Origin of the sequence: Bradyrhizobium sp. SZCCHNRI1029, from assembly GCF_032487555.1 — a bacterium.
Taxonomy (GTDB): domain Bacteria; phylum Pseudomonadota; class Alphaproteobacteria; order Rhizobiales; family Xanthobacteraceae; genus Bradyrhizobium.
The window spans coordinates 64,323-87,636 of the sequence record NZ_JAUEUK010000012.1 but is presented as its reverse complement, the minus strand read 5'-3'; the positions used below and the strand labels follow the sequence as shown (position 1 = coordinate 87,636).

20 protein-coding genes are annotated in these 23,314 nt (G+C 67.0%); 9 read left to right on the top strand and 11 right to left on the bottom strand.

What is annotated here, in order from left to right; all coding sequences use genetic code 11:
* Positions 1–82: 82 nt before the first annotated feature.
* Genes hslU through hslV form a run of 3 tightly spaced genes read right to left on the bottom strand, consistent with a single transcriptional unit; the run spans position 83 to position 2,490 of the window.
* Complete coding sequence (gene hslU / locus QW861_RS28400; protein ID WP_316193790.1) at positions 83–1,387, bottom strand: ATP-dependent protease ATPase subunit HslU; 1,305 nt, start codon at positions 1,385–1,387, stop codon at positions 83–85.
* A 27-nt stretch (positions 1,388–1,414) separates the two neighbouring features.
* Positions 1,415–1,912, bottom strand: a complete 498-nt coding sequence (locus QW861_RS28395; RefSeq protein WP_315825695.1) for a GNAT family N-acetyltransferase — start codon at positions 1,910–1,912, stop codon at positions 1,415–1,417.
* Positions 1,912–2,490, bottom strand: coding sequence for an ATP-dependent protease subunit HslV (gene hslV / locus QW861_RS28390; protein WP_316193789.1), 579 nt, complete (start codon positions 2,488–2,490; stop codon positions 1,912–1,914). Before hslV ends, QW861_RS28395 begins: the two co-directional genes overlap by 1 nt.
* Before the next feature lie 218 nt (positions 2,491–2,708).
* Between hslV and hisB the strand changes: the two genes are divergently transcribed.
* The 7 genes from hisB (at position 2,709) to coaA (ending at position 7,474) form a co-directional block, all read left to right on the top strand.
* The gene (gene hisB / locus QW861_RS28385) at positions 2,709–3,302 is read left to right on the top strand and encodes an imidazoleglycerol-phosphate dehydratase HisB (protein WP_315716789.1); all 594 of its coding nucleotides are present in this window, start codon (positions 2,709–2,711) and stop codon (positions 3,300–3,302) included.
* Positions 3,303–3,329: 27 nt separating this feature from the next.
* Positions 3,330–3,854, top strand: coding sequence for a DUF2628 domain-containing protein (locus QW861_RS28380; RefSeq protein WP_316193788.1), 525 nt, complete (start codon positions 3,330–3,332; stop codon positions 3,852–3,854).
* Entirely contained in the window at positions 3,851–4,501 is a 651-nt protein-coding gene (gene hisH, locus QW861_RS28375; RefSeq protein ID WP_316193787.1) for an imidazole glycerol phosphate synthase subunit HisH, read from the top strand. Before QW861_RS28380 ends, hisH begins: the two co-directional genes overlap by 4 nt.
* Before the next feature lie 59 nt (positions 4,502–4,560).
* Complete coding sequence (hisA, locus tag QW861_RS28370; protein ID WP_316193786.1) at positions 4,561–5,295, top strand: 1-(5-phosphoribosyl)-5-[(5-phosphoribosylamino)methylideneamino]imidazole-4-carboxamide isomerase; 735 nt, start codon at positions 4,561–4,563, stop codon at positions 5,293–5,295.
* A gap of 11 nt (positions 5,296–5,306) precedes the next feature.
* On the top strand, positions 5,307–6,083 hold the full coding sequence (gene hisF, locus QW861_RS28365) for an imidazole glycerol phosphate synthase subunit HisF (RefSeq protein ID WP_315716785.1): 777 nt from the start codon (positions 5,307–5,309) through the stop codon (positions 6,081–6,083).
* A gap of 77 nt (positions 6,084–6,160) precedes the next feature.
* Positions 6,161–6,484 carry a phosphoribosyl-ATP diphosphatase gene (locus tag QW861_RS28360; RefSeq protein WP_315716784.1) on the top strand — a complete coding sequence of 108 codons (324 nt, stop codon included), beginning with the start codon at positions 6,161–6,163 and terminating at the stop codon, positions 6,482–6,484.
* A gap of 33 nt (positions 6,485–6,517) precedes the next feature.
* Positions 6,518–7,474 carry a type I pantothenate kinase gene (gene coaA, locus QW861_RS28355; protein ID WP_315716783.1) on the top strand — a complete coding sequence of 319 codons (957 nt, stop codon included), beginning with the start codon at positions 6,518–6,520 and terminating at the stop codon, positions 7,472–7,474.
* A gap of 47 nt (positions 7,475–7,521) precedes the next feature.
* Here the strand turns inward: coaA and QW861_RS28350 are convergent, their stop codons facing one another.
* From QW861_RS28350 to QW861_RS28340, 3 genes are all read right to left on the bottom strand, one after another.
* Positions 7,522–9,756, bottom strand: coding sequence for a PAS domain-containing hybrid sensor histidine kinase/response regulator (locus QW861_RS28350; protein WP_316193785.1), 2,235 nt, complete (start codon positions 9,754–9,756; stop codon positions 7,522–7,524).
* Between the two features lie 137 nt (positions 9,757–9,893).
* Positions 9,894–10,325: a hypothetical protein gene (locus tag QW861_RS28345; RefSeq protein WP_315825699.1), complete on the bottom strand. Its 432-nt coding sequence runs from the start codon at positions 10,323–10,325 to the stop codon at positions 9,894–9,896.
* A 103-nt stretch (positions 10,326–10,428) separates the two neighbouring features.
* The gene (locus tag QW861_RS28340; protein WP_315750526.1) at positions 10,429–11,967 is read right to left on the bottom strand and encodes a YifB family Mg chelatase-like AAA ATPase; all 1,539 of its coding nucleotides are present in this window, start codon (positions 11,965–11,967) and stop codon (positions 10,429–10,431) included.
* Positions 11,968–12,200: 233 nt separating this feature from the next.
* Between QW861_RS28340 and QW861_RS28335 the strand changes: the two genes are divergently transcribed.
* On the top strand, positions 12,201–13,271 hold the full coding sequence (locus tag QW861_RS28335) for a DUF2336 domain-containing protein (protein WP_315750527.1): 1,071 nt from the start codon (positions 12,201–12,203) through the stop codon (positions 13,269–13,271).
* 19 nt (positions 13,272–13,290) lie between these two features.
* On the opposite strand, the gene QW861_RS28330 is transcribed toward QW861_RS28335, so the two are convergent.
* The 4 genes from QW861_RS28330 to QW861_RS28315 form a co-directional block, all read right to left on the bottom strand.
* Positions 13,291–14,052 (bottom strand): outer membrane lipoprotein carrier protein LolA, encoded by a 762-nt coding sequence (locus QW861_RS28330; protein ID WP_315716778.1) that lies wholly within the window; start codon positions 14,050–14,052, stop codon positions 13,291–13,293.
* 196 nt (positions 14,053–14,248) lie between these two features.
* Positions 14,249–16,720: a DNA translocase FtsK gene (locus QW861_RS28325; protein WP_315750528.1), complete on the bottom strand. Its 2,472-nt coding sequence runs from the start codon at positions 16,718–16,720 to the stop codon at positions 14,249–14,251.
* A gap of 11 nt (positions 16,721–16,731) precedes the next feature.
* The gene (locus tag QW861_RS28320) at positions 16,732–17,946 is read right to left on the bottom strand and encodes an aminotransferase class I/II-fold pyridoxal phosphate-dependent enzyme (RefSeq protein ID WP_315750529.1); all 1,215 of its coding nucleotides are present in this window, start codon (positions 17,944–17,946) and stop codon (positions 16,732–16,734) included.
* Positions 17,947–18,603: 657 nt separating this feature from the next.
* Positions 18,604–18,792: a hypothetical protein gene (locus QW861_RS28315; RefSeq protein WP_315716967.1), complete on the bottom strand. Its 189-nt coding sequence runs from the start codon at positions 18,790–18,792 to the stop codon at positions 18,604–18,606.
* On the opposite strand from QW861_RS28315, the gene bamA reads away from it, so the two are divergent.
* Positions 18,743–21,244, top strand: coding sequence for an outer membrane protein assembly factor BamA (bamA, locus tag QW861_RS28310; protein ID WP_315716775.1), 2,502 nt, complete (start codon positions 18,743–18,745; stop codon positions 21,242–21,244). The two genes, QW861_RS28315 and bamA, sit on opposite strands and share 50 nt — an antisense overlap.
* 1,165 nt (positions 21,245–22,409) lie before the next feature.
* Here bamA and QW861_RS28305 read toward each other — a convergent pair.
* Positions 22,410–23,168 carry an SDR family oxidoreductase gene (locus QW861_RS28305; RefSeq protein WP_315750530.1) on the bottom strand — a complete coding sequence of 253 codons (759 nt, stop codon included), beginning with the start codon at positions 23,166–23,168 and terminating at the stop codon, positions 22,410–22,412.
* Positions 23,169–23,314: the final 146 nt, after the last annotated feature.

Here is a 23,314-nt window from a genome sequence, read left to right as displayed (position 1 = left end):
GGTCCCCGCGTTCGCGGGGACGGCAGCGGATTTTGACGCCGCGCCGGAGCGAAGAAGCTCAGCGCTTGCTAGGCGCAGCCGACTACAAAATGAACCGGCTGAGATCCGCGTTCTTGGCGAGGTCGCCGATGTGTTGCTGCACATACGCAGCGTCGACGCGCAAGGTTTCGCCGTTACGATCGGACGCCGTGAAGGAGATCTCGTCGAGCACGCGCTCCATCACCGTCTGCAGCCGGCGCGCGCCGATGTTCTCGACGGTCGAATTCACCGCGACCGCGATGTCGGCGAGCGCGTCGATCGCATCGTCGGTGATGTCGAGCGTCACGCCCTCGGTCTGCATCAGCGCGACATATTGCTTGATCAGCGATGCCTCCGGCTCGGTCAGGATGCGCCGCATGTCGTCGCGCGTCAGCGCCTGCAGCTCGACCCGGATCGGCAATCGTCCCTGCAGCTCCGGCAAGAGGTCCGAGGGCTTGGCGATGTGGAACGCGCCGGAGGCAATGAACAGGACGTGGTCGGTCTTGACCGCGCCATGCTTGGTCGAGACCGTCGTGCCCTCGATCAGCGGCAGCAGGTCACGCTGCACGCCCTCGCGCGAGACGTCGCCGCCGGCGCGGTTCTCGCGCACGCAGATCTTGTCGATCTCGTCGAGAAACACGATGCCGTTGTTCTCGACCACGCTGATTGCTTCCTGCACCAGCTGCTCGCTGTCGAGCAGCTTGTCGGATTCTTCCGCGATCAGGATGTCGTGCGAGGCCTCGACCGTCACGCGCCGCGTCTTGGTGCGGCCGCCGAGCTTGCCGAAGATGTCGCCGATCGAGATCGCGCCCATCTGGGCTCCCGGCATGCCGGGGATCTCGAACATCGGCAAGCCGCCGCCGGAGGACTGCGTCTCGATCTCGATCTCCTTGTCGTTGAGCTCGCCGGCGCGCAGCTTGCGGCGGAACGAGTCGCGCGTCGCAGCACTCGCATTGGCGCCGACCAGCGCGTCGAGGACGCGCTCCTCGGCGGCGAGCTGCGCGCGGGCGGCGACGTCCTTGCGCTTGCGCTCCCGGACCTGGGCGATCGCGACCTCGACGAGGTCGCGGATGATCTGCTCGACGTCGCGGCCGACATAGCCGACCTCGGTGAACTTGGTCGCCTCGACCTTGAGGAACGGTGCGCCCGCAAGCTTGGCCAGCCGCCGCGCGATCTCGGTCTTGCCGACGCCGGTCGGCCCGATCATCAGGATGTTCTTCGGCAGCACCTCTTCGCGCAGGCCTGCATCGAGCTGCAGCCGGCGCCAGCGGTTGCGCAAGGCAATGGACACCGCCCGCTTGGCGTCGGCCTGGCCGACGATGTAGCGGTCGAGTTCGGAGACGATTTCGCGGGGTGAAAAGTCGGTCATGGGGCTCTAGCTAGGTTTGGATCGCAATCAGGGCAAGTCGCCGGGCTGGCTCACCATCAGCAGCGCAGAGCCCTCCGGCGTTTCGACGAGCCGATCGCGTCTGAATCCGGCCTTCTCGTAGGCGCGCACGGCACGGGCGTTCGCCGGATCTGGATCGGTCACCACGCGTGGCGCGGCCGATCGCAGCAGGTCTTCGACGAACTGCCGAATGAAACGCGCCCCATGGCCGCGCCCGATCATGTCGGGCTCGCCGATGAACTGATCGATGCCACGCGTGGCAGGCGGTTGAGGCCCGAATCCATGATCCCAGGCTGAGAGCGCATAGCACTGGAGATATGCGAACGGCCGGCCATCGATCGCGACGATAAATTGGTCCATGTCAGGATGAGCGAGATCGCCGCTCACCAGCGCATATTGCTCGTCGGGCTCTCCCCACCACCGCATCACGTCCGGCGTGCCAAGCCAACGGCGTATCAAGGGCAGGTCGGCGGCAGCCATTGCGCGGATGGCGTAATCCTGAGCCATTAATCCCGCACCATGGCTGAGCCGCCCTGCAAGGTCTCGATGGTGATGTTGCCGTTGGTGTAGACGCAGATGTCGGCGGCGATGTCGAGCGAGCGCCGCACGATGCTCTCGGCGTCTTTGTCGGTGTCGAGCAGGGCCCGCGCCGCGGCCAACGCGTAATTGCCGCCTGAGCCGATCGCCATCACGCCGGCCTCAGGTTCCAGCACATCGCCGGTGCCGGTCAGGACCAGCGAGACGTCCTTGTCGGCGACGATCATCATGGCTTCGAGCCGCCGCAGATAGCGGTCGGTGCGCCAATCCTTGGCGAGCTCGACCGCGGCCCGGGTCAGCTGCCCCGGATACTGCTCCAGCTTGCTCTCCAGCCGCTCGAACAGCGTGAAGGCGTCGGCGGTGGCCCCGGCGAAACCGCCGATGACGTCACCCTTGCCGAGCTTGCGGACCTTCCTGGCATTGGACTTGATCACGGTCTGGCCGATCGAGACCTGGCCGTCGCCGCCGACCACCACCCGGCCCCCCTTGCGGACGGTCAGGATCGTGGTGCCGTGCCAGACGGTGGGCTCGTTCGAGGATGCGTGCATGGGAAGTCCCTGGTTGATGCCCTCATTTAGGGCCTCGGGCCGGGGGATACAATTCGGGGATCCAATTCCCGGGTCCCTGCCCTGCCCTTGCTTCCGCCCTCAGGCCTTGAAATCCGCTCACCATGGCCCGAGATCAAGGCCGAGGGGCGTCATCCCGCAGTAGCTAAGGTGTCATCCGCCTGATAAAAGGGCCGCGTTTTCAAGGGAAAGCTGACCCCATGCGTAGCGCGACCATCAAGCGCAAGACCAAAGAGACCGAGATCGAGGTGTCCGTGAACCTCGACGGCACCGGCGTCGTGAACATCGCGACCGGGATCGGCTTCTTCGATCACATGCTGGATCTGCTGGCCCGGCATTCCCGCATCGACATGACCGTCAAGGCGGTCGGCGACCTCCATATCGATTTCCACCACACCACCGAGGATGTCGGCATCGCCCTCGGCCAGGCCGTGCGTCAGGCGCTCGGCGACATGGCCGGCATCACCCGTTACGCCTCGATCCACATGCCGATGGACGAGACCCTGACGCGCGTCGTGATCGACGTATCGGGCCGGCCGATGCTGGTATTCCGCACGACCTTTGCGCGCGACAAGATCGGCGAGTTCGACACCGAGCTGGTGCGCGAGTGGTTCAACGCCTTTGCCATGAACGCCGGCATCACCCTGCATGTCGAGACGCTGTACGGCGAGAACGCCCATCATATCGCCGAATCCTGCTTCAAGGGTCTGGCGCGGGCCCTCCGCGCAGCCCTTGCGATCGATCCTCGCAATCAGGGCGAAGTGCCATCCACCAAGGGTCAGCTCGGCGGCTGACCTCCCTCCTCCCAAGGGATTATCGACATGCCCGTCTATACGGTTCACGCTCCCCTGGCCGCCGGGGTCGATCTGCGTTCGACCGATCGCTTTGTCTTCATCCGCGACGGCTTCCATTTCTGGGCCGCCGTGCTCGGCGCCGTCTGGCTGGCCTGGCATCGTCTCTGGCTTGCGATGCTCGTCTGGGCCGTGCTGATGATCGCGCTCGACGTCATCCTGGCGCGCGTCGGCGTCAGCGGCGGCGCGATTGCCGGCATCGATCTGTTGCTTGCGATCCTGCTCGGGCTCGAAGCCTCGAGCCTGAAGCGCTGGAGCTACTCGCGCGGCAATTGGCGCCAGATCGACGTCGTCGTCGCCGACGATCTCGATGCCGCCGAGCGCCGCTTCTTCGAGCGCTGGGCCGCCCGGCGCAACACGCTCGGCTACGACAATCACACCGTCGATCGCGGCGCGGCGCCGCCGACACGCGACAATGGCAATGGGCAGCACCCGCCGCCGCTGCCGCATGCCAGCATCATTGGCTTGTTTCCCGAACCCGGAGGTGGACGATGAGTGTTGCGATCATCGATTACGGCTCTGGCAATCTTCATTCCGCCGCCAAGGCGTTCGAGCGCGCCGCGCGCGGCATGGCGGATCCGCAGAAGGTCGTCGTGACGCGCGATCCCGATACGGTCTATCGCGCCGATCGCATCGTGTTACCCGGCGTCGGCGCCTTCGCCGACTGCCGTCGTGGCCTCGACTCCGTCAACGGCATGCTGGAGGCGATGACCGAAGCCGTACGCCACAAGGCGCGGCCGTTCTTCGGCATCTGCGTCGGCATGCAATTGATGGCAACGCGCGGCAAGGAGCACGTCACCACCGACGGCTTCGACTGGATCTCCGGCGACGTCGAGAAGATCACGCCTCGCGACGAGAGCCTGAAGATCCCGCATATGGGCTGGAACACGCTCGATGCGCTGCAAGAGCATCCGGTGCTGGAGCGGCTGCCGCTCGGACCGAAGGGCCTGCACGCCTATTTCGTGCACTCCTATCACTTGAATGCCGTCAACGAGAGCGACGTTCTGGCACGCGCCGACTACGGCGGACCGGTCACCGCGATCGTCGGCAAGGACACCGCGATCGGCACCCAATTCCATCCCGAGAAGAGCCAGCGTTTCGGTCTCGCCCTCATTTCCAACTTCCTGAAGTGGAAGCCGTGAGCGCAGCGCGCCTGTCCGTCCAAGAGGCGGGCAGGGCGCTTGCCTGAAAGACAGCTCCGATGATTTTGTTTCCTGCCATCGATCTGAAGAACGGCCAGTGCGTGCGCCTGGAGCAGGGCGACATGGCGCGCGCCACCGTGTTCAACCTCGATCCCGCCGCGCAGGCCAAGAGCTTCGCCGACCAGGGGTTCGACTATCTCCACGTCGTGGATCTCGACGGCGCCTTCGCCGGCAAGCCGATGAATGCGCACGCCGTGGAAGCGATGTTGAAAGTCGTCAAGATGCCGGTGCAGCTCGGCGGCGGCATCCGCGATCTCAAGACGGTGGAGGCTTGGCTCAGCGAAGGCATCACCCGTGTCATCATCGGCACCGCGGCGGTGCGCGATCCCGAGCTGGTGAAGACCGCAGCCAAGGCCTTCCCCGGCCGCGTCGCCGTCGGGCTCGATGCGCGCGACGGCAAGGTCGCCGTCGAGGGCTGGGCCGAGACATCCGAAGTGACGGCGCTCGACATCGCCAAGCGATTCGAGGACGCCGGCGTCGCCGCGATCATCTTCACCGACATCGCGCGCGACGGCCTGCTCAAGGGCCTCAACCTCGACGCCACGATCGCGCTCGGCGACGCCATCTCGATTCCCGTGATTGCCTCCGGCGGCCTGGCCTCGATCGAGGACGTCAAGGCGATGCTGACACCGCGGGCGAAAAAGCTCGAAGGCGCCATCGCCGGCCGCGCGCTCTATGACGGCCGCCTCGATCCCGCGGAAGCACTGGCGCTGATCCGCGCGGCGCGTGCGTAGGAGGAAACAGGATGTTCAAGGTCCGTGTCATTCCCTGCCTCGACGTCAAGGACGGACGAGTCGTCAAGGGCGTCAACTTCGTCAATCTGCGCGATGCCGGCGATCCGGTCGAAGCCGCGATCGCCTATGACGCGGCCGGCGCCGACGAGCTGTGCTTCCTCGACATCACCGCCACCCATGAGAACCGCGGCATCATGCTGGACGTCGTCCGGCGCACGGCGGAGGCCTGCTTCATGCCGGTCACGGTCGGCGGCGGCGTGCGCACCATCGACGACATCAAGACCCTGCTCCGTTCCGGCGCCGACAAGGTTTCGATCAATTCGGCCGCGGTGAGCAGGCGCGAATTCGTCAAGGAGGCGGCCGAGAAGTTCGGCGAGCAGTGCATCGTGGTGGCGATCGACGCCAAGTCCGTGTCGCGGCCGGGCGGCGGCAGCCGCTGGGAGATCTTCACCCATGGCGGCCGCAAATCGACCGGCATCGATGCCCTGGAATACGCCCAGGAGGTGGTCGCGCTCGGTGCCGGCGAGATCCTGCTGACCTCGATGGACCGCGACGGCACCCGCCAGGGCTTCGACCTGCCGCTGACCCGGGCAGTCGCCGACAGCGTCCCGGTGCCGGTGATCGCCTCCGGCGGCGTCGGTAACCTCGATCATCTGGTGGACGGCATCCGCGAGGGCCACGCGACAGCGGTGCTGGCGGCGTCAATCTTCCATTTCGGGGAATTTACCATCCGGCAGGCCAAGGAGCACATGGTGCGCCAGGGGCTGCCGATGCGGCTCGATCCCTGACGACATTGCGTCGCAAAAATGTTAGATGAACGCTGGTCCGGCCGCCGTGGTCGGGCAGGCGTTCCGAGTACCGGCTGATGTCCCGCTTCACGCTTCACGACCTGGCTGCCATCATCGACGCGCGCGCCGCGGCGGGCGGTGAGGCGTCCTATACGCGCAAGCTGCTCGACAAGGGTCCGCCGCAATGCGCCAAGAAGATGGGCGAGGAGGCGGTCGAGACGGTCATCGCCGCACTTGGCACCGACCGTGAGCATCTGATCTCCGAAAGCGCCGACCTGCTGTTTCATCTGTTGGTGTTGTTGAAGTCGCGCGACGTCCGGCTCGAGGAGGTCGAGGCGGCGCTCGGCAAGCGGACCGGCCAATCGGGGCTGGAAGAAAAGGCGTCGCGCAAGACGGAGTAGGGCGCGACGGCGGGGGAAACGAAGGGCAGCGTCATGGACATGCGCACCACCGAACAACAATATAATCCGTACCGCGTCTTCACCCGCGAACAATGGGCCGAGCTGCGCAACGACACGCCGATGACCTTGGAGCCCGGCGAGTTCTCCAAGCTGCGGTCGATGCACGATCGTCTCGACCTTCAGGAGGTCGAGGACATCTACCTCCCGCTGTCGCGATTGCTGTCGATGTATGTCGATGCGGCGCAGCGGCTGTACTACGCGCAGCGCCAGTTTCTCGGCATCCGCGACCGCAAGATGCCCTACATCATCGGCGTCGCCGGCTCGGTGGCGGTCGGCAAGTCGACCACTGCGCGCGTGCTGCAGGCGTTGCTGACCCGCTGGTCGCCGCGGCCCAAGGTCGATCTCATCACCACCGACGGCTTCCTGTATCCGAACGCGGTGCTGGAGCGGCAGGGCCTGATGCAGAAGAAGGGCTTTCCGGAAAGCTATGACCTGCCGCGGCTGCTCGGTTTTCTCTCCGACATCAAGGCCGGCCGCCATCCCGTGCGCGCACCGGTGTATTCCCATCTGAGTTACGACATCGTCCCCAATCAGTGGGCCGAGATCGACCAGCCGGACATCCTCATCGTCGAAGGCGTCAACGTGCTGCAGACCGGACCGCTGCCGCGCGATGGCCAGGCCGTGCCGGTCGTCTCCGACTTCTTCGACTTCTCGGTCTACATCGACGCCGACGAGGCGATCCTGCGCAAATGGTACGTCAAGCGCTTCCTGTCGCTGCGCGACACGGCGTTCCATGATCCGCGGTCCTACTTCAACCGCTACGCGCTGCTGTCGGACGAGGAGGCCATCGCCACCGCGATCGCGATCTGGGAGCGCACCAACCTGGCCAATCTCGAGGACAACATCCTCCCGACACGGCCGCGTGCGACCTTGATCCTGAAGAAGGGCGCGGATCACGAGATCGAGACGGTGGCGCTGAGGCGGTTGTGAGCGGGGCCCGCGAGCGCGGCGCGAGCTGATCCGCTCCAACTAATGACCTACGCTGGCACCTGTCGCGCCGCCGCCAGATTCGCCAGCGCCTCGTCGAGCTTGTCGCGATCGATCGGCTTGACCAGGAACCCATCCATGCCCGCCTCGAAGCAGGCGTAACGGTCCTCGACCAGGGCATTGGCCGTGAGCGCCAGGATCGGGGTGCGCCCGCCGGGCTCGCTGGCCTCGATGGCGCGAATGCGCCTGGCGGCGGCGATGCCGTCGAGCTTCGGCATCTGCACGTCCATCAGGATCAGATCATAGGGCGCGCCGGCCGAGCGCGCCGCGAGCCACGAGTCCAGCGCGGCTTCGCCATGCACGGCGATGTCGGCGTGGTGGCCGAGCTTGCTCAGCAGCGAACGCATCAGCAGTGCGTTGATGTCGTTGTCCTCGGCGACCAGGATGGACAGTCCCGTGCCGGCCTGGGCCGCGATCGGCGGCGCGATGGTCGGGATCGGATCGTCGGCCATGACCGTGCCGTCGGTGTCGAAGCTCACGCGCGCGGCGAGCGAGGCGGCCCGCAGCGGCTTGACGAGATAGCCGTTGAATGGCGCCCCCGGCGCCAGCTCGTGGCGGCTCGCCGGTGTCACCAGCACGATCAGCCGCGTCGTATGACGTTGCGCGACCCCGCCCACACGCAGCGATACATCGCCGCCGATGCTGTCGTCGACCAGCACGGCGTGCCAGGCGCGTTCGGGCAGCAGGGCCTCCGCCACCTCGGCCTCGGCGACCAGGCAGGTCTGCGCGCCCCAGTTCTGCAAGCGCCGCTCGATCAGCTCGGCCTGCAGCCCGGCCGGCGCGACCAGCATGATCGACCGTCCTGCGAGATCGGGGCCGCGGAAGCTGTTCTGCTCGCCCCGCTCCAGCGCCGGCGGCAGCGGCACCGACACCTCGAAGGTCGAGCCGGCGCCGAGCGCGCTCTGCAGCGCGATGCGGCCGCCCATCCGCTTGACGATCCGGTCCGAGATCGCAAGGCCAAGCCCGGTGCCGCCGAAGCTGCGCGCGACGCTGTCGTCGGCCTGCTCGAATTCGCGGAAGATGCGCTCCTGCGCGTCGGCTGCGATGCCGATGCCGGTGTCGCACACTTGGAAGCTGATCTCGTTCGGCCAGATGCCGGGCTCGGCGATCAGGGCAACGCCGCCCGTCGCGGTGAACTTGATGGCGTTGCCGGCGAGGTTGAGCAGCACCTGGCGCAGCCGCGCGGCGTCGCCCGTCACCCAGGTCGGCAGCCGCTCGTCGAGATAGGCCGCGATCTCCAGTTGCTTGGCCTGCGCCCGTGGCGCCAGCAGCTCGGTGATCTCCTCGATCAGCGCCGCCAGCGAGAACGGCTGCGCCTCGAGCGCCAGCTTGCCGGCTTCGATCTTGGAATAGTCGAGCAGCTCGTCGATCAGCGACATCAAGGCCTCACCCGAGGTGCGGACCGCCTTGGCGTAGGTCGTCTGCTCCGGCGTCAGCTGCGTTTCGAGCAAGAGTCCGCTCATGCCGAGGATGCCGTTCAGCGGCGTGCGGATCTCATGGCTGGCCATCGCCAGGAACCGCGACTTGGCGCGGTTCGCGGCGTTGGCCTGATCGCGCGCGTCCGCCAGCGCCCGCTCGGTCTCGGTGCGGTCGGTGACGTCGCGGCCGACACATTGCAGCACGGCGGGCTGGCCGGCGTCGGAACGCACCAGCGCCTCGCGCCACGCGATCCAGCGCGGCCCGATCGCGCTCTCGATGCGCTGGTCGTGGACGCGCGTGCCGTTCGGCTCCAGCGCGCTGTCGCCCTGCTCGATCAGCTCGAAGGTGAACGCGCTGCCGAGCAGGTTGTCGCGATCGAGGCCCGCCATCCGGCAATAGGCGTCGTTGACGAAGATGATGCTGCCGCCGCGCTCGCGCATGACGATGAGATCGCCCTGCTGCTCGAACAGATTGCGGGCGCGCTGCTCGGCTTCCTGCAGCTCCCAGTTCCGGTCGGCCAGCACCTCGTTGTGGAGCGCAATCTTGTGCATCTTCCTGGCGACGAAGCGCAGCCGCATGCTGAGCGTGGCCAGGCCGACGCAGGCGAGCGCGAACAGGAAGCTGGCGCCGATCGCGAACGTGTGCGGGTTGTAGCCGGAGTTGTCGGAGATGCTGGCCTTGATGAAGCCGTACGCGCCGCCGAAGCCGGCGGAGAAGATCATCAGCGAGCGCAGGATGGCGAAGATGGTGCGGTGACGGCGCATGAACCGGCGCAGGCGCAGCCTGACGTGAAAAATCGGTCCCATCTCGATCACCCCCGACGATTTCGATCCCAATGTCATGGCCGGCCCGCACCATGCGGCGTCGGTATTGCTGAGACTTTGAAAGGTCATGCACGCGCGATGAAGCCGTGCTGAGATGGTGAACCGGGCGTTAGCCCGACTCACCGAACCGGATCGGCCGGCGGTGAGTCGTGGCCGCGGGCCGAGACGATGAGCGCGGCGGCGTGAGCATCTGCTGCACTGTCCTTGGCGAGATGGATCCGGAGCGCGCCAGGATGCGGATCGGCGGCGATCGCGACGACCGCAGTCGCGGCAGTCATGCCGCAGCCACGATCCTCCTTGGCGAGCACATCGTCGACCACGACGAGATCAGCCGTCTCCGGACTGTCGGCCAGCGCCACGCGAACGGTGGCGAGCGCCGGGTCATCGGTGACGTCGACATGGAGATCGGCGGTAAACGGCGCCGAGCCGAGCGAGACGCTGTCGGCACCGACGGCAATGCAGGGCTGCGGGGAGGGCGCCAATTCGAGTCTGGCGATGACAGCGGCCGCGATCAGCGGCACAGCCGAGACGAGGACCTTGAAACGCAACATGATACGCACCGACGCGGCAGGCCTGAGGACAAAACGCGGGCCCTATGGTTGTCGGAGCGTAAAGAGAAGTCGTTACCGGAGTGTTGAGGGGGAGGGGGCGCCTTTACGCCGCATGCCGGCTGTCCTCCGCCAGCGCGCGATACGACAGCGCCTCGGCCAGATGCAGCCGGCCGATCGCATCAGTGTGGTCGAGATCGGCGAGCGTCCGCGCCACGCGCAGGACGCGGTGATAGCCGCGGGCGGACAGCCGCATCGTCTCGGCGGCTTCGCGCAGCAGCTTCTGGCCGGGCGCGTCGAGCCTGGCGATTTCGTCGAGCACGGCGGCGGGGGCCTCGGCGTTGGTCCGGATGTGCGGCAGGCCGGCTTTGGCATAGCGGGCGCGCTGCAGGTCGCGCGCGGCGGCGACGCGGGCGGCCACCTCGGCCGAGCCTTCCTTGGCGGGCGGCAGGATGAGGTCGGCGGCGGTGACGGCGGGGACCTCGATGCGCAGGTCGATGCGGTCCATCAGCGGGCCGGAGATGCGCGTCTGGTAGTCGGACGTGCAGCGGTCGATGCGGCCGCGCTTGCAGGCATAGCCGGGCTCGAACGCGTTGCCGCAACGGCACGGATTCATCGCGGCGACCAGCATGAAGCGGGCAGGGTAGGTGACGCGGTGGTTGGCGCGCGAGATCGAGACCTCGCCGTTCTCGAGCGGCTGGCGCAGCGAATCCAGCACGCGCGGATCGAACTCCGGCAGTTCGTCGAGGAACAGCACGCCCTGATGCGCCAGCGAGATCTCGCCGGGTCGGGCGCGCAGGCCGCCGCCGGTCAGCGCCGCCATGCTCGCGGAATGATGCGGGCTGCGGAAGGGCCGGCGCGACGTCAGCGCGCCACCCTCGATCTCGCCGGCGACCGAGGCGATCATCGAGACTTCCAAGAGCTCTGCCGGCGACAGCGGCGGCAGGATCGACGGCAGCCGCGCCGCCAGCATCGACTTGCCGGCGCCGGGCGAGCCGATCATCAGCAGATGATGCCCGCCGGCGGCCGCGATCTCGAGCGCGCGCTTGCCGCTCTCCTGGCCCTTGATGTCGCGCAGGTCGAGCAGGCTTGCGGGCGCCTCCTGGATCTTCGGTTGCGGCCGCGACAGCACCTGCGTGCCCTTGAAATGGTTGGCGATCTGGATCAGCGAGCTCGCCGCGATGATCTGCAGGTCCGGGCTCGCCCACGCCGCCTCGGCGCCGCAGGCGGCCGGGCAGATCAATCCTTCCTCGCGCGCATTGGCGCCGATCGCCGCCGGCAGCACGCCGGCGACTGGCGCGATCGAGCCGTCGAGCCCGAGCTCGCCGAGCACGGTGAAGCCGCCGAGCGCATCCGGCGGAATGGCGCCGATCGCGGCCATCAGGCCGAGCGCGATCGGCAGATCGTAATGGCTGCCTTCCTTGGGCACGTCGGCCGGGGCCAGATTGACGGTGATGCGCCGCGCCGGCAGCGCCAGGCCCGAGGCGATCAGCGCCGAGCGCACCCGCTCGCGCGCTTCCGACACCGCCTTGTCCGGCAGGCCAACGATCGCGAAGGCCGGCAGGCCGGGCGCGACCTGGACCTGCACGTCGACCGCGCGGGCCTCGATCCCCTCGAAGGCAACGGTGGAAACGCGCTGGACCATGATGCCCCTCCCGGGCAAGGAGGCTAGCGGAAGCCGGCATCGTTCGCAAGAACAATACGGGAACATTGTCGTTGCCGCGCTCTGTCGCAATCCATTAACGACAGCCGCGTGGGGTTGCAGCTCCGTCCGCTGCGCTTAACGCCCCTTTAGTCCGGCCTTCGCATTCTTCCTCAATTGATGATCGACCCGCGCCTCCGTCACAGCCGAGGGAGGCGCCCAACGAGGGACGTGCGATGCCTCCAGCGCCTGCGGCAGCTCCGACCGCCAAGACGCCCCCCGGTGATGCGCGGACGGTGTCCGAGCTCGCCACCGACATGCTGCGCCGGACCACCAGCCTGTTCCTGGCCGGTCCGCGGCCAGCCTCGGCCGAGCAGCTCGATCTCTACGATCAGATGTTCGCCCGGCTGATGCCGCAGGTCGCGACCGAGCTGCTGGCCGAGCTGAGCATGGCGCTCGCCGGCGTCGAGCGCGCGCCTTACGCGACGGCGCGGATGCTCGCCGTTCACCCCGAATTGCGCGTCGCCGGGCCGATGCTGGCCAAGGCGGCGGTGCTGACCGAGCGCGATCTCGCCGAGTTCATCCGCACCGGCAGCCCGGCGCATCTCGTTGCGATCGCCAGCCGCAGGGGCATCGGCGACAGCCTCACGACGCAGCTGATCGCGCGCGGCTTTCCGGCGGTGCGCATGGCGCTGGCGCAGAATCTTTCCGCCCGGCTGTCCGAGGACGGCTATCGCAGCCTGTTCAAGATCGCCGAGCGCGACGAGGATCTCGCCGAGAAGCTGGCGCTGCGCACCGACCTGCCGGCCAAGCTGTCGCGAGCCTTTGTCGCCGCGGCCAGCGAGGGCGCCCGCGCCCGCTTCATCAAGGCCGCGCCGCCGGCGACCCGCGCCACCCTGCAGGCGACGCCGACCCGCTCGCCCGGCGCGGCAATGCGCGCGATCTGGGATTATCAGCAGGTCAAGGCCGAGGTTGCCGCCCTTAGCCGGACCGGCAAGCTCGGCGACTCCGCCGTCAACCGCTTCTGCGCCACCGGCGATTTCCCTGCCGTGATCGCAGCGCTGGCGCTGCTCTGCGTCGTCACCATCGAGACGATCGAATCGCTGCTGGAGGAGGACCGCATCACGGACCTGCTGCTGGCCTGCAAGGCCGCGCGGCTCAGCTGGGCGACGACGTCGATGATCCTGCGCGACCGGCCCGGCTGCGACGCGCTTCCGGCCGATGACCTCGAAGAGGCGCGCAAGCGTTTCGAGAAGCTCGCACTGTCCGAAGCGCAATGGAAGGTGCGCGGGCTCGAATCGCGCTGAGCGAGCGCGAGAGGCGGCGTCAGCCCGGCGGTGTGCTCGGATAGGCCGTGAAGTCGATCTTGAACATCGCCGGATCGAGCTTCTTGGTCGTATCCAGATTGTAGACGGCAATCGTGGTGTCGTAGCCCTGCGGATCGGTCACGGTCCACTGCTTGAGCTGGCCGTCCTTGGCGCCGAGCATCAGCATCAGCCGGCTGGTGCCGATCAGGGCCTGCTTCTCCTCGATCGTGATCGTGACGTAGAGGTCGTCGGCGGCGACCGCGATCACGTTGGTGTCCTTCAACAGGTCGATGCGGTCGGACAGCAGATAACGCAGCGGCGTCTGCGACAGCGGATAGACGTCCTGGGTCGCGAGTTTGCGGTCGCGCACCACCAAGGAAGAGCCGTCGGCGATGATGTCGATCGGCGTCGGCGGCTCGTATTCGAAGCGGACCTTGCCCGGCTTCTGGATGTAGAAATCGCCCTTGGTCTTGCTGCCGTCCGGGCCGACCTGGACGAAGTTCCCGACCAGGGTCTGCAGCGACGACAGATACGCGCTGACCTTGGCCGCCTGCGCCTTCTGGTTGGCGTCGAACGAGGTGAAGATGCTGGCCGGCACGTTGCGCCGGGGATCGGGAATGACCGGGTTGGGCGGGGCCGTCTGGGTGGTCGAGGGGCTCTGGCCGGCCCGCTGCTGGTCGGAGGCGCTGAGCTGGGAGCCGCTCTTCGGGCCTGATTTCGGAGCCGGCGTGCCCTGCGCGGCGGCGTGACCGGACGCACCGGCGACAGAGCATATCGTCACGGCGCAGGCGACCAGCCAAGCGCCGATCCGGCGCCCGCGCCAAGCTGCGTGATACGAAAACGTGCTGTTCAACAAGGAGCTTTTCAAAACGACGTCCTGAGGTTTTACGCGTTCTATCCCGGTTCGGCCGGGCAGCGTGATCGTAATCGCGTGAAGATCGGGCACCGAAGCGGCGTTTCTGCGGCCATCGGGGCCGTCAGAACCCGCCTTCCTCCTCGGGCACCAGGATCTCGCGCTTGCCGGCGTGGTTGGCCTGGCCGACGATGCCTTCCTGTTCCATCCGCTCCATCAGCGAAGCGGCCTTGTTATAGCCGATCTGCAGCCGGCGTTGAATGTAGCTGGTGGAGGCCTTGCGGTCGCGCTTGACCACGGCGACCGCCTGGGAGAACAGGTCGTCGCCGCCGCCACCGCCGCCCATGCCGGTGGCATCGAACACGGCGCCATCCTCCTCGCTCGGCTCCTCGGCGGTGACCGCCTCGAGATATTCCGGCGAGCCCTGTGCCTTCAGGTGCTTGACGACCTTCTCGACTTCCTCGTCGGAGCAGAACGGGCCGTGCACGCGGCTGATGCGGCCGCCGCCGGCCATGTAGAGCATGTCGCCCTGGCCGAGCAGTTGCTCTGCGCCCATCTCGCCGAGAATGGTGCGGCTGTCGATCTTGGAGGTCACCTGGAAGGAGATGCGGGTCGGGAAGTTCGCCTTGATGGTGCCGGTGATGACGTCGACCGACGGGCGCTGCGTCGCCAGGATGACGTGCAGGCCGGCGGCGCGCGCCATCTGCGCGAGGCGCTGCACCGTGCCCTCGATGTCCTTGCCGGCGACCATCATCAGGTCGGCCATCTCGTCGACGATGATGACGATGTAGGGCAGGGGATCGAGGTCGAGCTTCTCTTCCTCGTAGATCGCCTTGCCGGTTTCCTTGTCGAAGCCGGTATGGACGGTGCGCGTCAGCTCCTCGCCCTTGGCGCGCGCTTCGCCCAGGCGGGCGTTGTAGCCGTCGATGTTGCGCACGCCGAGCTTGGCCATCTTCTTGTAGCGCTCCTCCATCTCGCGCACGGCCCATTTCAGCGCGACGACGGCCTTCTTCGGATCGGTCACGACCGGCGTGAGGAGATGCGGGATGCCGTCATAGACCGACAGTTCGAGCATCTTCGGGTCGACCATGATCAGCCGGCACTGGTCGGGCCTGAGGCGATAGACCAGACTCAGGATCATGGTGTTGATGGCGACCGACTTGCCCGAGCCGGTGGTGCCGGCGATCAGCATGTGCGGGGTGCGGGCGAGGTCGATGATGATGGACTCGCCGCCGATGTTCTTGCCGAGGCACAGCGGCAGCTTGGCGACGCTCTCGGTCGCCTCCTTGGCGACGAGCAGCTCGCGCAGGTACACCTTCTCGCGATGCGCGTTGGGCAGCTCGATGCCGATGGCATTGCGGCCGGGCACGACGGCGACGCGCGCCGACAGCGCGCTCATCGAGCGGGCGATGTCGTCGGCGAGGCCGATGACGCGGGACGATTTGATGCCCGGCGCCGGCTCCAGTTCGTACAGCGTGACGACCGGGCCGGGATGCGCCTTGACGATCTCGCCGCGCACCCCGAAGTCCTGCAGCACGCCTTCCAGCGCGCGCGAATTGGCCTCCAGCTCGCTCTTCGACAGCGGCTGGCGGTCGGAGGATTTCGGCGCCGCCAGCATCGAGACCGAGGGCAGGTCGTATTTGTCGTTGGCCTTGCGGGCCGGCGTCTTAGCCGCGGGCTTCTTGCGGGCGCGGGGAGCGGGCTCCTCCTCCTCTTCTTCATCCTCGCCTTCGTCGGCCTCGTCCTCGTCGCCGCCGTCCTCGTCCATCTCGGGCGCGAGCGTCGGCTTGCCGCGACCCAGGCTGGGCTCTTGCCGGCCTGCGGCGGCGGCGCGCGGCTGCGGGCCGGAGGAGACCAGCGCACGATAGGCCGTGCTCAGGAACCAGACGACCTGGGCCTTGGCGCTCATGATGGCGTGGAACACCCAGCCGAGCCGGATCGCCTTGCGGTCGTCGTCGTCCTCGGGGTCGGCCAGCGGCGTGTCGTCGTCCTCATCCGCGAGCAGGCTCGGATCGGCTTCCTTCGCGCCCATGCCGCCGGCCACCAGCAGGCAGCCGATCATCGCAACCAGAAGAAGGGCGCCGAGCACCAGCCGATAGATCACACCGGGCGGACCGAACACCACGGCCGGTGCGCGCACCAGGGCGTCGCCGACGACGCCGCCGAGACCGGTCGGCAGCGGCCAGGCGTGCGAGCGCGGCCAGCAGCTGGCAAAGCCGGCGGCGATGACGGCGCCGAGAATCCAGGCGCCGAAGCGCAGCGCCTCGCGGTCGAACGGCCGGTGCGTCATCATCCGCCAGCCGCGGATCGAAAGCGGCAGGATCGCCATGATCGAGCCGAGACCAAGGATCTGCATCAGCAGATCGGCGCTGATCGCGCCGGGATAGCCGACGATGTTGCGGATGGCGCGCGAGGTGGCGTGGCTCAGGCTGGGGTCCTGCACCGACCACGTCATCAGCGCCGCCGCGGCCACGCCGCACAGCGCGATCAGGCAGAGGCCCGCGAGCTCGCGCAGCCGCCGCACCAGCGCGTCGCGCAGCGACGTCGGCAGGTGGTTGACCAGAGGGATGACTCGTTCGATCGCCGGCATCTGCATCAGCCCCGCGATTATCCCAGGACCTCGACCAGCCGGTGCAACGCCTCACCGGTGGATCCGGCGTCCGCCACCAGCGCCAGCCTGATGTAGCCCAGGCCCGGATTGAACCCGTCGGCTTGCGGCCGCGCCAGGTAGCTGCCGGGCACCACGCGCACGCCGGCGTCGCGATACAGCCGCAACGTCACGTCCTCGTCGCCGCCGCGATCAGCCACGTCGAGCCAGACGCAGAAGCCGCCATCGGGACGCTTGTAGCCATAGCGGTTGCCGATGATCTGGTCGGCGAGATCGAACTTGGCGCGGTACAGCCGCCGGTTCTCCTCGACATGCGCCTCGTCGGCATAGGCGGCGACGGCCACGTGCTGCAGCGGCACCGGCACCTGCGGCGCCGCGACGTTGCGCAGCTCGTGAAAGCCCGCGAGGAATCGGCGGTCGCCGGCGGCGAAGCCGATCCGCATGCCCGGCACGTTGGAGCGCTTCGACAGCGACTGGAACGCGACCACGTTGGTGTAGTCGGGTCCGGCATGCTCGAGCATGCTGCCGGGTGCCGCCTTCGTGTAGATCTCCGAATAGCATTCGTCGCTGAAGATCAGGAAGCCGTAAGCGTTGGCGAGCTGGACCAGCCTGCGCATGTAGTCCGCTGATGCCACCGAGCCTTGCGGGTTGGCCGGCGTCGCGAGGTAGAACGCGATCGTGCGCGCCAGGGTCGCCTCGTCGATCGCATCGAGATCGGGCAGGAAGCCGTTGTCGCGCGTGGTCGGCAGATAGATGGAGTCGCAGCCGGCGGTGCGGGCGCCGACGCCATACACCGGATAGAACGGGTTCGGCATCAGGATCGCCGGCCGTCCGCGGCGCGGGCCGACATGGCGGAGCGCGGCATGGGCGGCGAAGAACAGGCCCTCGCGGCTGCCGTTCAGGACCAGAATCTCGTGCTCGGGATCAACAGCGCGCGGCAGCGCGAATCGGCGCGACAGCCAGCCGGCGGCCGCCTTGCGGAACGGCTCGATGCCCTTGGCGGCCGGGTAGCGGCCGAACTCGGCGATGTGCTGGGCCAATACAGGCCCGACGAAGTCCGGCACCGGATGCTGCGGCTCGCCAACGGCGAGTGTGATCATCGGCTTGCCCGGCTTGTAAGGGGCGAGCAGCTCGTTCAGCCGCGCAAACGGCGAGCGTTCGCTCTCCGAATGGCTGGCGCCAGCGGGCGCGGGGGATGAAGCGGTCATTGCCATACGTAAAACGCGCGCCAAACCAGTGGAAGCCGCCGATCGCCCATGAACCGGTGCCTGTCTGGTCACCATAGGTGGGGCGAGGTTAAGACGCGATTAACCATCGGCGCTGCCGCCCGTTTTGATCGGTTTTCCCGCCCCGATCCAGAGGCAATTTCGCAACAGCGGCGGACATTGTGGTGATTCGGGTGGGGCGGCGGGAACCGTGGGAGGGCAAGGCGGCGGCCGGCACACCGCCGCGCAGCGCATTCGCGCTCAGACCGTGGGCATGGCGCTGCCGCGACCTCGGATGGAGCCGCGGCACGACCGCCTCCGCCCATCCTACGGGCCATCGGCTCGCGCGCGAGGGAAAACGGGCGGCCCGGTGCGCCGGAATATAAATGGGAATCTACGCGCACCGGGCCTTGGCCGAACTACTTGGGGGCTTAGTTCGGATGACGATCAATTAGCACCCTCGTTTTTCCCTCGTATTGCCAATTTCCGAAGATTTGTAGAATTTGATTTCGGAAGCCACCGAATGCGGCGCGGCCGGGCCGATTGCTTAACGGAGATGTCCGTCTCAGCCGTGGCTTTCCGGTCGCAGCGCGGGCGACGCACTTATTAGCTGCTCATGCCCTCTGCCGCTCGGTTGGCCCGAGAATCTTGTCTGACCGGAAACACTCAGTCACATCCAGCATCATCAGACATTTCACGAAACGAGATCGGCGCATCGCGACCATCTTTGACGGGCATCAGCGATTCCGGTGGCGTGCCGACGAACGTCTGCGCGCCGAGGACTCTGACTTTCGAAAGAGCGTCGATGATGCGTCTGAGACTGCCGGGCGTGCTTGCCCTGATGCTGCTGGCCATGCCCGTTTCCTCGCTGCCCCGCATGGCCGCGGCGGCACCCGCCGTCGCCAGCGCGATCACCGTCGAGGGTAACAGGCGCGTCGAATCCGACACCATCCGCTCCTATTTCAAGCCGGGTCCCGCCGGCACGCTCGATGCCGGCCAGGTCGACGACGGCCTCAAGGCCCTGGTCCAGACCGGCCTGTTCGCCGACGTGAAGATCGACCGGCAGGGCGGCCGGCTGATCGTGCGCGTGGTCGAGAATCCCGTGATCGGCCGCGTCGCCTTCGAGGGCAACAAGAAGGTCAAGGACGAGCAGCTCTCGGCGGAAGTGCAATCGAAGCCGCGCGGCACGCTGTCCCGTCCGATGGTGCAGTCGGACGCGCAGCGCATCGCCGAGATCTACCGCCGCTCCGGCCGCTACGACGTCCGCGTCACGCCCGAGATCATCGAGCAGCCCAACAACCGCGTCGACCTCGTCTTCACCATCGAAGAGGGCGTCAAGACCGGCGTGAAGTCGATCAGCTTCGTCGGCAACAACGCCTATTCCGCCGCGCGGCTGCGCGACGTCATCAAGACGCACGCAACGAACTGGCTCAGCTTCCTCGGCAACAACGACGTCTACGACCCCGACCGCGTCGAGGCCGATCGCGACCTGATCCGCCGCTTCTATCTGAAGAACGGCTATGCCGACGTTCAGGTCGTCGCGGCGCTCAGCGAATATGACCCGGACCAGAAGGGCTTCCTGGTCACGTTCCAGATCGAGGAGGGCCAGCAATACCGCGTCAGCTCGGTGCAGTTCCAGTCGAGCGTCGCGGCGCTCGACGCCAACACGCTGCGCGGCTATTCGCGCGTCAATGTCGGCGCGCTCTACAACGTCGAGCAGCTCGAGAAGTCGGTCGAGGAGATGCAGATCGAGGCCTCGCGTCGCGGCTTTGCCTTCGCCGTCGTGCGTCCGCGCGGCGACCGCAATCTGGAAGCGCATACGGTCGCGATCGTATTCCAGGTCGACGAGGGCCCGCGCACCTATATCGAGCGCATCACCATCCGCGGCAACACCCGCACCCGCGAGTACGTGATCCGGCGCGAGTTCGATCTGTCCGAGGGCGACGCCTACAACCGCGCGCTGGTCGACCGCGCCGAGCGCCGGCTGAAGAATCTCGACTTCTTCAAGGACGTGAAGATCGCGGCCGAGCCGGGCTCGTCGAGCGACCGCGTCATCCTCGTGGTCAATCTGGAGGAGAAGTCGACCGGCGACCTCTCCGTTTCCGGCGGCTATTCGACCACCGATGGCGCGCTGGGTGAGGTCTCGGTTTCGGAGCGCAACTTCCTCGGCCGCGGTCTGTACGCCAAGGCGTCCGTGAGCTACGGCCAATACAGCAGGGGCGTCTCGCTGTCCTTCGTCGAGCCCTATCTGCTCGACAACCGGATCGCGCTCGGCCTGGATGTCTACTACAAGCAGCAGCTGGCGAACAGCTATACGAGCTATGGTGTGACGACGATCGGCTTCAGTCCGCGGCTCGGCTTCCAGTTGCGCGAAGACCTCTCGCTCCAGTTGCGCTACTCGCTGTATCGCCAGGAGATATCGCTGCCGTCCTACTACAAGAACTGCAACAACAACGCCGCCAACAGCCTGCTCGCCTTCAACCCGACCCCGGCCTACATCAAGAGCGTGCTCGGCGGCGTCGATCCGACCAATTCGACCAGCTCGGGCTACTATGGCTGGGGCTGCTACGGCGATGGCGAGTCGAGCCTGCCGGTCCGCAAGGAGCTGAGCGACGGCGCCGCGCTGACCTCTGCGCTCGGCTACACGCTCAGCTACAACACGCTCGACAACAACAAGAACCCGACCGATGGCCTGCTGATCGACTGGAAGCAGGATTTCGCCGGCGTCGGCGGCAATGTCAGCTACCTCAAGTCGGCGGTCGATGCGAAATATTACTCGCCGCTGGTGGCCGACATCGTCGGCATCATCCATCTGCAGGGCGGCATGCTGAACAAGATCGGCGACAAGGATCTGCGGATGCTCGACCACTTCCAGATGGGACCGAGCCTGGTGCGCGGCTTCGCCTCGAACGGAATCGGGGCGCGCGACATCACCTATCGCAGCCTCGGTGCCACCGGCGATGCGCTCGGCGGCACCAAATATTGGGGCGCCTCGGCCGAGCTGCAGATGCCGTTCTGGTTCCTGCCGAAGGAAGTGGGCTTGAAGGGCGCCGTCTATGCCGATGCCGGTTCGCTGTGGGGCTATCAGGGCCCGACCTCCTGGGCGGCGACCGGCGAGGTCAACACCGCGACCTGCAAATGCGGCCTGCTGTACGATGACAGCAAGGTGGTGCGCTCCTCCGTCGGAGTCGGCCTGATCTGGGCCTCACCGTTCGGCCCGCTCCGCTTCGACTACGCGGTGCCGCTGTCCAAGGGCAAATACGACACCGTCCAGGAGTTCAGGTTCGGCGGCGGCACGTCGTTCTGAGGCGCATAGCGACTGCGCTCTCCCAGAGGTGCGAGACGCTCACCACGCGGGCGGTGCGCTCCCCTCCCCCTGTGGGGAGCGGGGCGGGTACACGAGTCCGCTCTCAATCGGAGTCCGAGCCCCCCAGCCAATAATCCGCCGATCGTGTTCATCGCACTTTGTTGTTCGGGGTCACGCACGCCACCGAATTCAACGCCCGCGGACCCTCAACCCCTCCCCGCAAGAGGGAGGGAGCAGACTGCTGTCGTGGTAATAGCTCGACCAGAATGATGAGGCGGCTGGGGATCATGCCGGCGGTCGATAGCGTGATGCTCGCCACCGTCATTGCGAGGAGCGAAGCGACGAAGCAATCCAGAGCTCCGGCGGGACTCTGGATTGCTTCGCTTCGCTCGCAATGACGGTGGGGCTGCCAGCATCCCTCCCATGCGCAAATTGCCCGTCGTGTTAGTTTGCCGCAGCAATAAGGCTTGCACCGTCGGGCAAATCACCTGCACATTTCCGCACGTCCCTGCTGCCGCATGAGGGGCGCTTCGCGACCGTCACGAACCGTTGGCAGTGGGATGCGATGGGCGTGTGTCGCCGCAGCGTGGATCAGTCTGCGCGGACGAACGGTGATGCACGCACGGTCAAGTCGCGCGGTCCTGACATCCCGATGCTGATGTCAACTCACGTCGAGGCTTTGCTTCGCGTGGGGATGGTGGCCAGACAGCCCGGCGCACCAGGGAGAACGCGAAGCAGCCGTTAAAACCGTTGCGCGGGGAAGGCCGGGCGTTCTCGGCCAGACCTGTGGTACCTGCCGCCTGCATTTTCTTTCGCAGGCGGGCCACGGGCGCGGCCAGCGCCCGGCCTTCCCTGCGCCCTCTGTTTGAGGGGCGACCAAATTCAGCACAGCTCGGGCGCGGATGCGTCGCGGGGTGAACACACACGTATTCAACTCTGTCTCGAAGGCAACGCTGCCAACGCCAACCTCCGCCGTCGTCCCTGCGAACGCAGGGACCCATAACCACAGGGTTCAGTTGTTTTGCACGGGACTCGCCGCCTGCCTCCTACAACAATCACGCGGTATGGGTCCCTGCGTTCGCAGGGACGACACCGGTAGCTGGGCATCACCTCGATCTTCATGACCCGCGCCGACACGATTGCCGCAACCGATATCCAGCCCCGCTCAATCCCGGTTGCCCGGCGTCTGGATAAATCCCCGATTCCACGTCGGACTGATCAGGATCTCGTTGACGCACACCCGCGGCGGCATGTTCGCCACAAAGGCGATGGTGCGGCCGAGGTCTTCCGGCTGCAGCATCCGCGCCTGCTCCTCGGCGCTCGGCACCACCGGGCGCTGCTGCAGGATCGGCGTGGCGACCTCGCCGGGCATCAGGCAGCAGGCGCGCAGGCCGTTGACGCATTCCTCCATGTTGAACGAGTGCGTCAGCGCCAGCACCGCGTGCTTGGTCGAGGTGTAGGCCGGCCCCGGCATCTTCGAGACATGACGGCCGGCCCAGGACGAGACGTTGATGATGGTGCCGTCCTGCTGCGCCCGCATCGCCGGCAGCACCGCCTTCATGCAGTAGAGCACACCGTTGAGGTTGATCTCGACCAGCTGGTTCCAGCCCTCGATCGTCAGGTCGTCCCAGCGCCGCTTCGGCACGTTGACGCCGGCCGAGTTGACCAGCAGATCGATGCGGCCATGCCGCGCCAGGATGGCATCAGCCGCGGCCTGCACGTCGGCGGCCTTGGCAACGTCGAGCGTGACGGCCTCGGCCGTGCCGCCCGCCGCGGCAATCTTGGCCACTACGGCCTGGAGCGCGGCCGTGCGCCGGCCCGAGACGATCACCGTCCAGCTGTCGGCCGCGAGCGCCAGTGCGCCGGCCTCGCCGATTCCGGTGCCGCCGCCGGTGATCCACGCGATCCGTTTTCCCTTGACCATATCCCAGCGTCTCCCGTTGCCTTCGAAAGGGCGTTTTTGCTAGAGCAGCCTCGATCAGAGATGGCGACCGTGGTGATGGCGATGTCACCGGTCTTGTTCGCTGTCCCGGCCCTTTTCGTCTTCGTCGAGCATGATGTTCCGCCGGC

Bases quoted from the DNA above. Each gene is read 5' to 3' on its own strand.
- QW861_RS28395 (WP_315825695.1), bottom strand. From the start codon at position 1,912: ATGGCTCAGGATTACGCCATCCGCGCAATGGCTGCCGCCGACCTGCCC.
- QW861_RS28335 (WP_315750527.1), top strand. From the start codon at position 12,201: ATGCCTCCAGCGCCTGCGGCAGCTCCGACCGCCAAGACGCCCCCCGGT.
- QW861_RS28305 (WP_315750530.1), bottom strand. From the start codon at position 23,168: ATGGTCAAGGGAAAACGGATCGCGTGGATCACCGGCGGCGGCACCGGA.
- QW861_RS28350 (WP_316193785.1), bottom strand. From the start codon at position 9,756: ATGGGACCGATTTTTCACGTCAGGCTGCGCCTGCGCCGGTTCATGCGC.
- QW861_RS28340 (WP_315750526.1), bottom strand. From the start codon at position 11,967: ATGGTCCAGCGCGTTTCCACCGTTGCCTTCGAGGGGATCGAGGCCCGC.
- QW861_RS28320 (WP_315750529.1), bottom strand. From the start codon at position 17,946: ATGGCAATGACCGCTTCATCCCCCGCGCCCGCTGGCGCCAGCCATTCG.
- QW861_RS28315 (WP_315716967.1), bottom strand. From the start codon at position 18,792: ATGGCCAGCAGCATCAGGGCAAGCACGCCCGGCAGTCTCAGACGCATC.
- QW861_RS28380 (WP_316193788.1), top strand. From the start codon at position 3,330: ATGCCCGTCTATACGGTTCACGCTCCCCTGGCCGCCGGGGTCGATCTG.
- coaA (WP_315716783.1), top strand. From the start codon at position 6,518: ATGGACATGCGCACCACCGAACAACAATATAATCCGTACCGCGTCTTC.
- QW861_RS28345 (WP_315825699.1), bottom strand. From the start codon at position 10,325: ATGTTGCGTTTCAAGGTCCTCGTCTCGGCTGTGCCGCTGATCGCGGCC.
- hisB (WP_315716789.1), top strand. From the start codon at position 2,709: ATGCGTAGCGCGACCATCAAGCGCAAGACCAAAGAGACCGAGATCGAG.
- hslU (WP_316193790.1), bottom strand. From the start codon at position 1,387: ATGACCGACTTTTCACCCCGCGAAATCGTCTCCGAACTCGACCGCTAC.
- hslV (WP_316193789.1), bottom strand. From the start codon at position 2,490: ATGCACGCATCCTCGAACGAGCCCACCGTCTGGCACGGCACCACGATC.
- hisA (WP_316193786.1), top strand. From the start codon at position 4,561: ATGATTTTGTTTCCTGCCATCGATCTGAAGAACGGCCAGTGCGTGCGC.
- QW861_RS28325 (WP_315750528.1), bottom strand. From the start codon at position 16,720: ATGCAGATGCCGGCGATCGAACGAGTCATCCCTCTGGTCAACCACCTG.
- bamA (WP_315716775.1), top strand. From the start codon at position 18,743: ATGATGCGTCTGAGACTGCCGGGCGTGCTTGCCCTGATGCTGCTGGCC.
- hisF (WP_315716785.1), top strand. From the start codon at position 5,307: ATGTTCAAGGTCCGTGTCATTCCCTGCCTCGACGTCAAGGACGGACGA.
- hisH (WP_316193787.1), top strand. From the start codon at position 3,851: ATGAGTGTTGCGATCATCGATTACGGCTCTGGCAATCTTCATTCCGCC.
- QW861_RS28360 (WP_315716784.1), top strand. From the start codon at position 6,161: ATGTCCCGCTTCACGCTTCACGACCTGGCTGCCATCATCGACGCGCGC.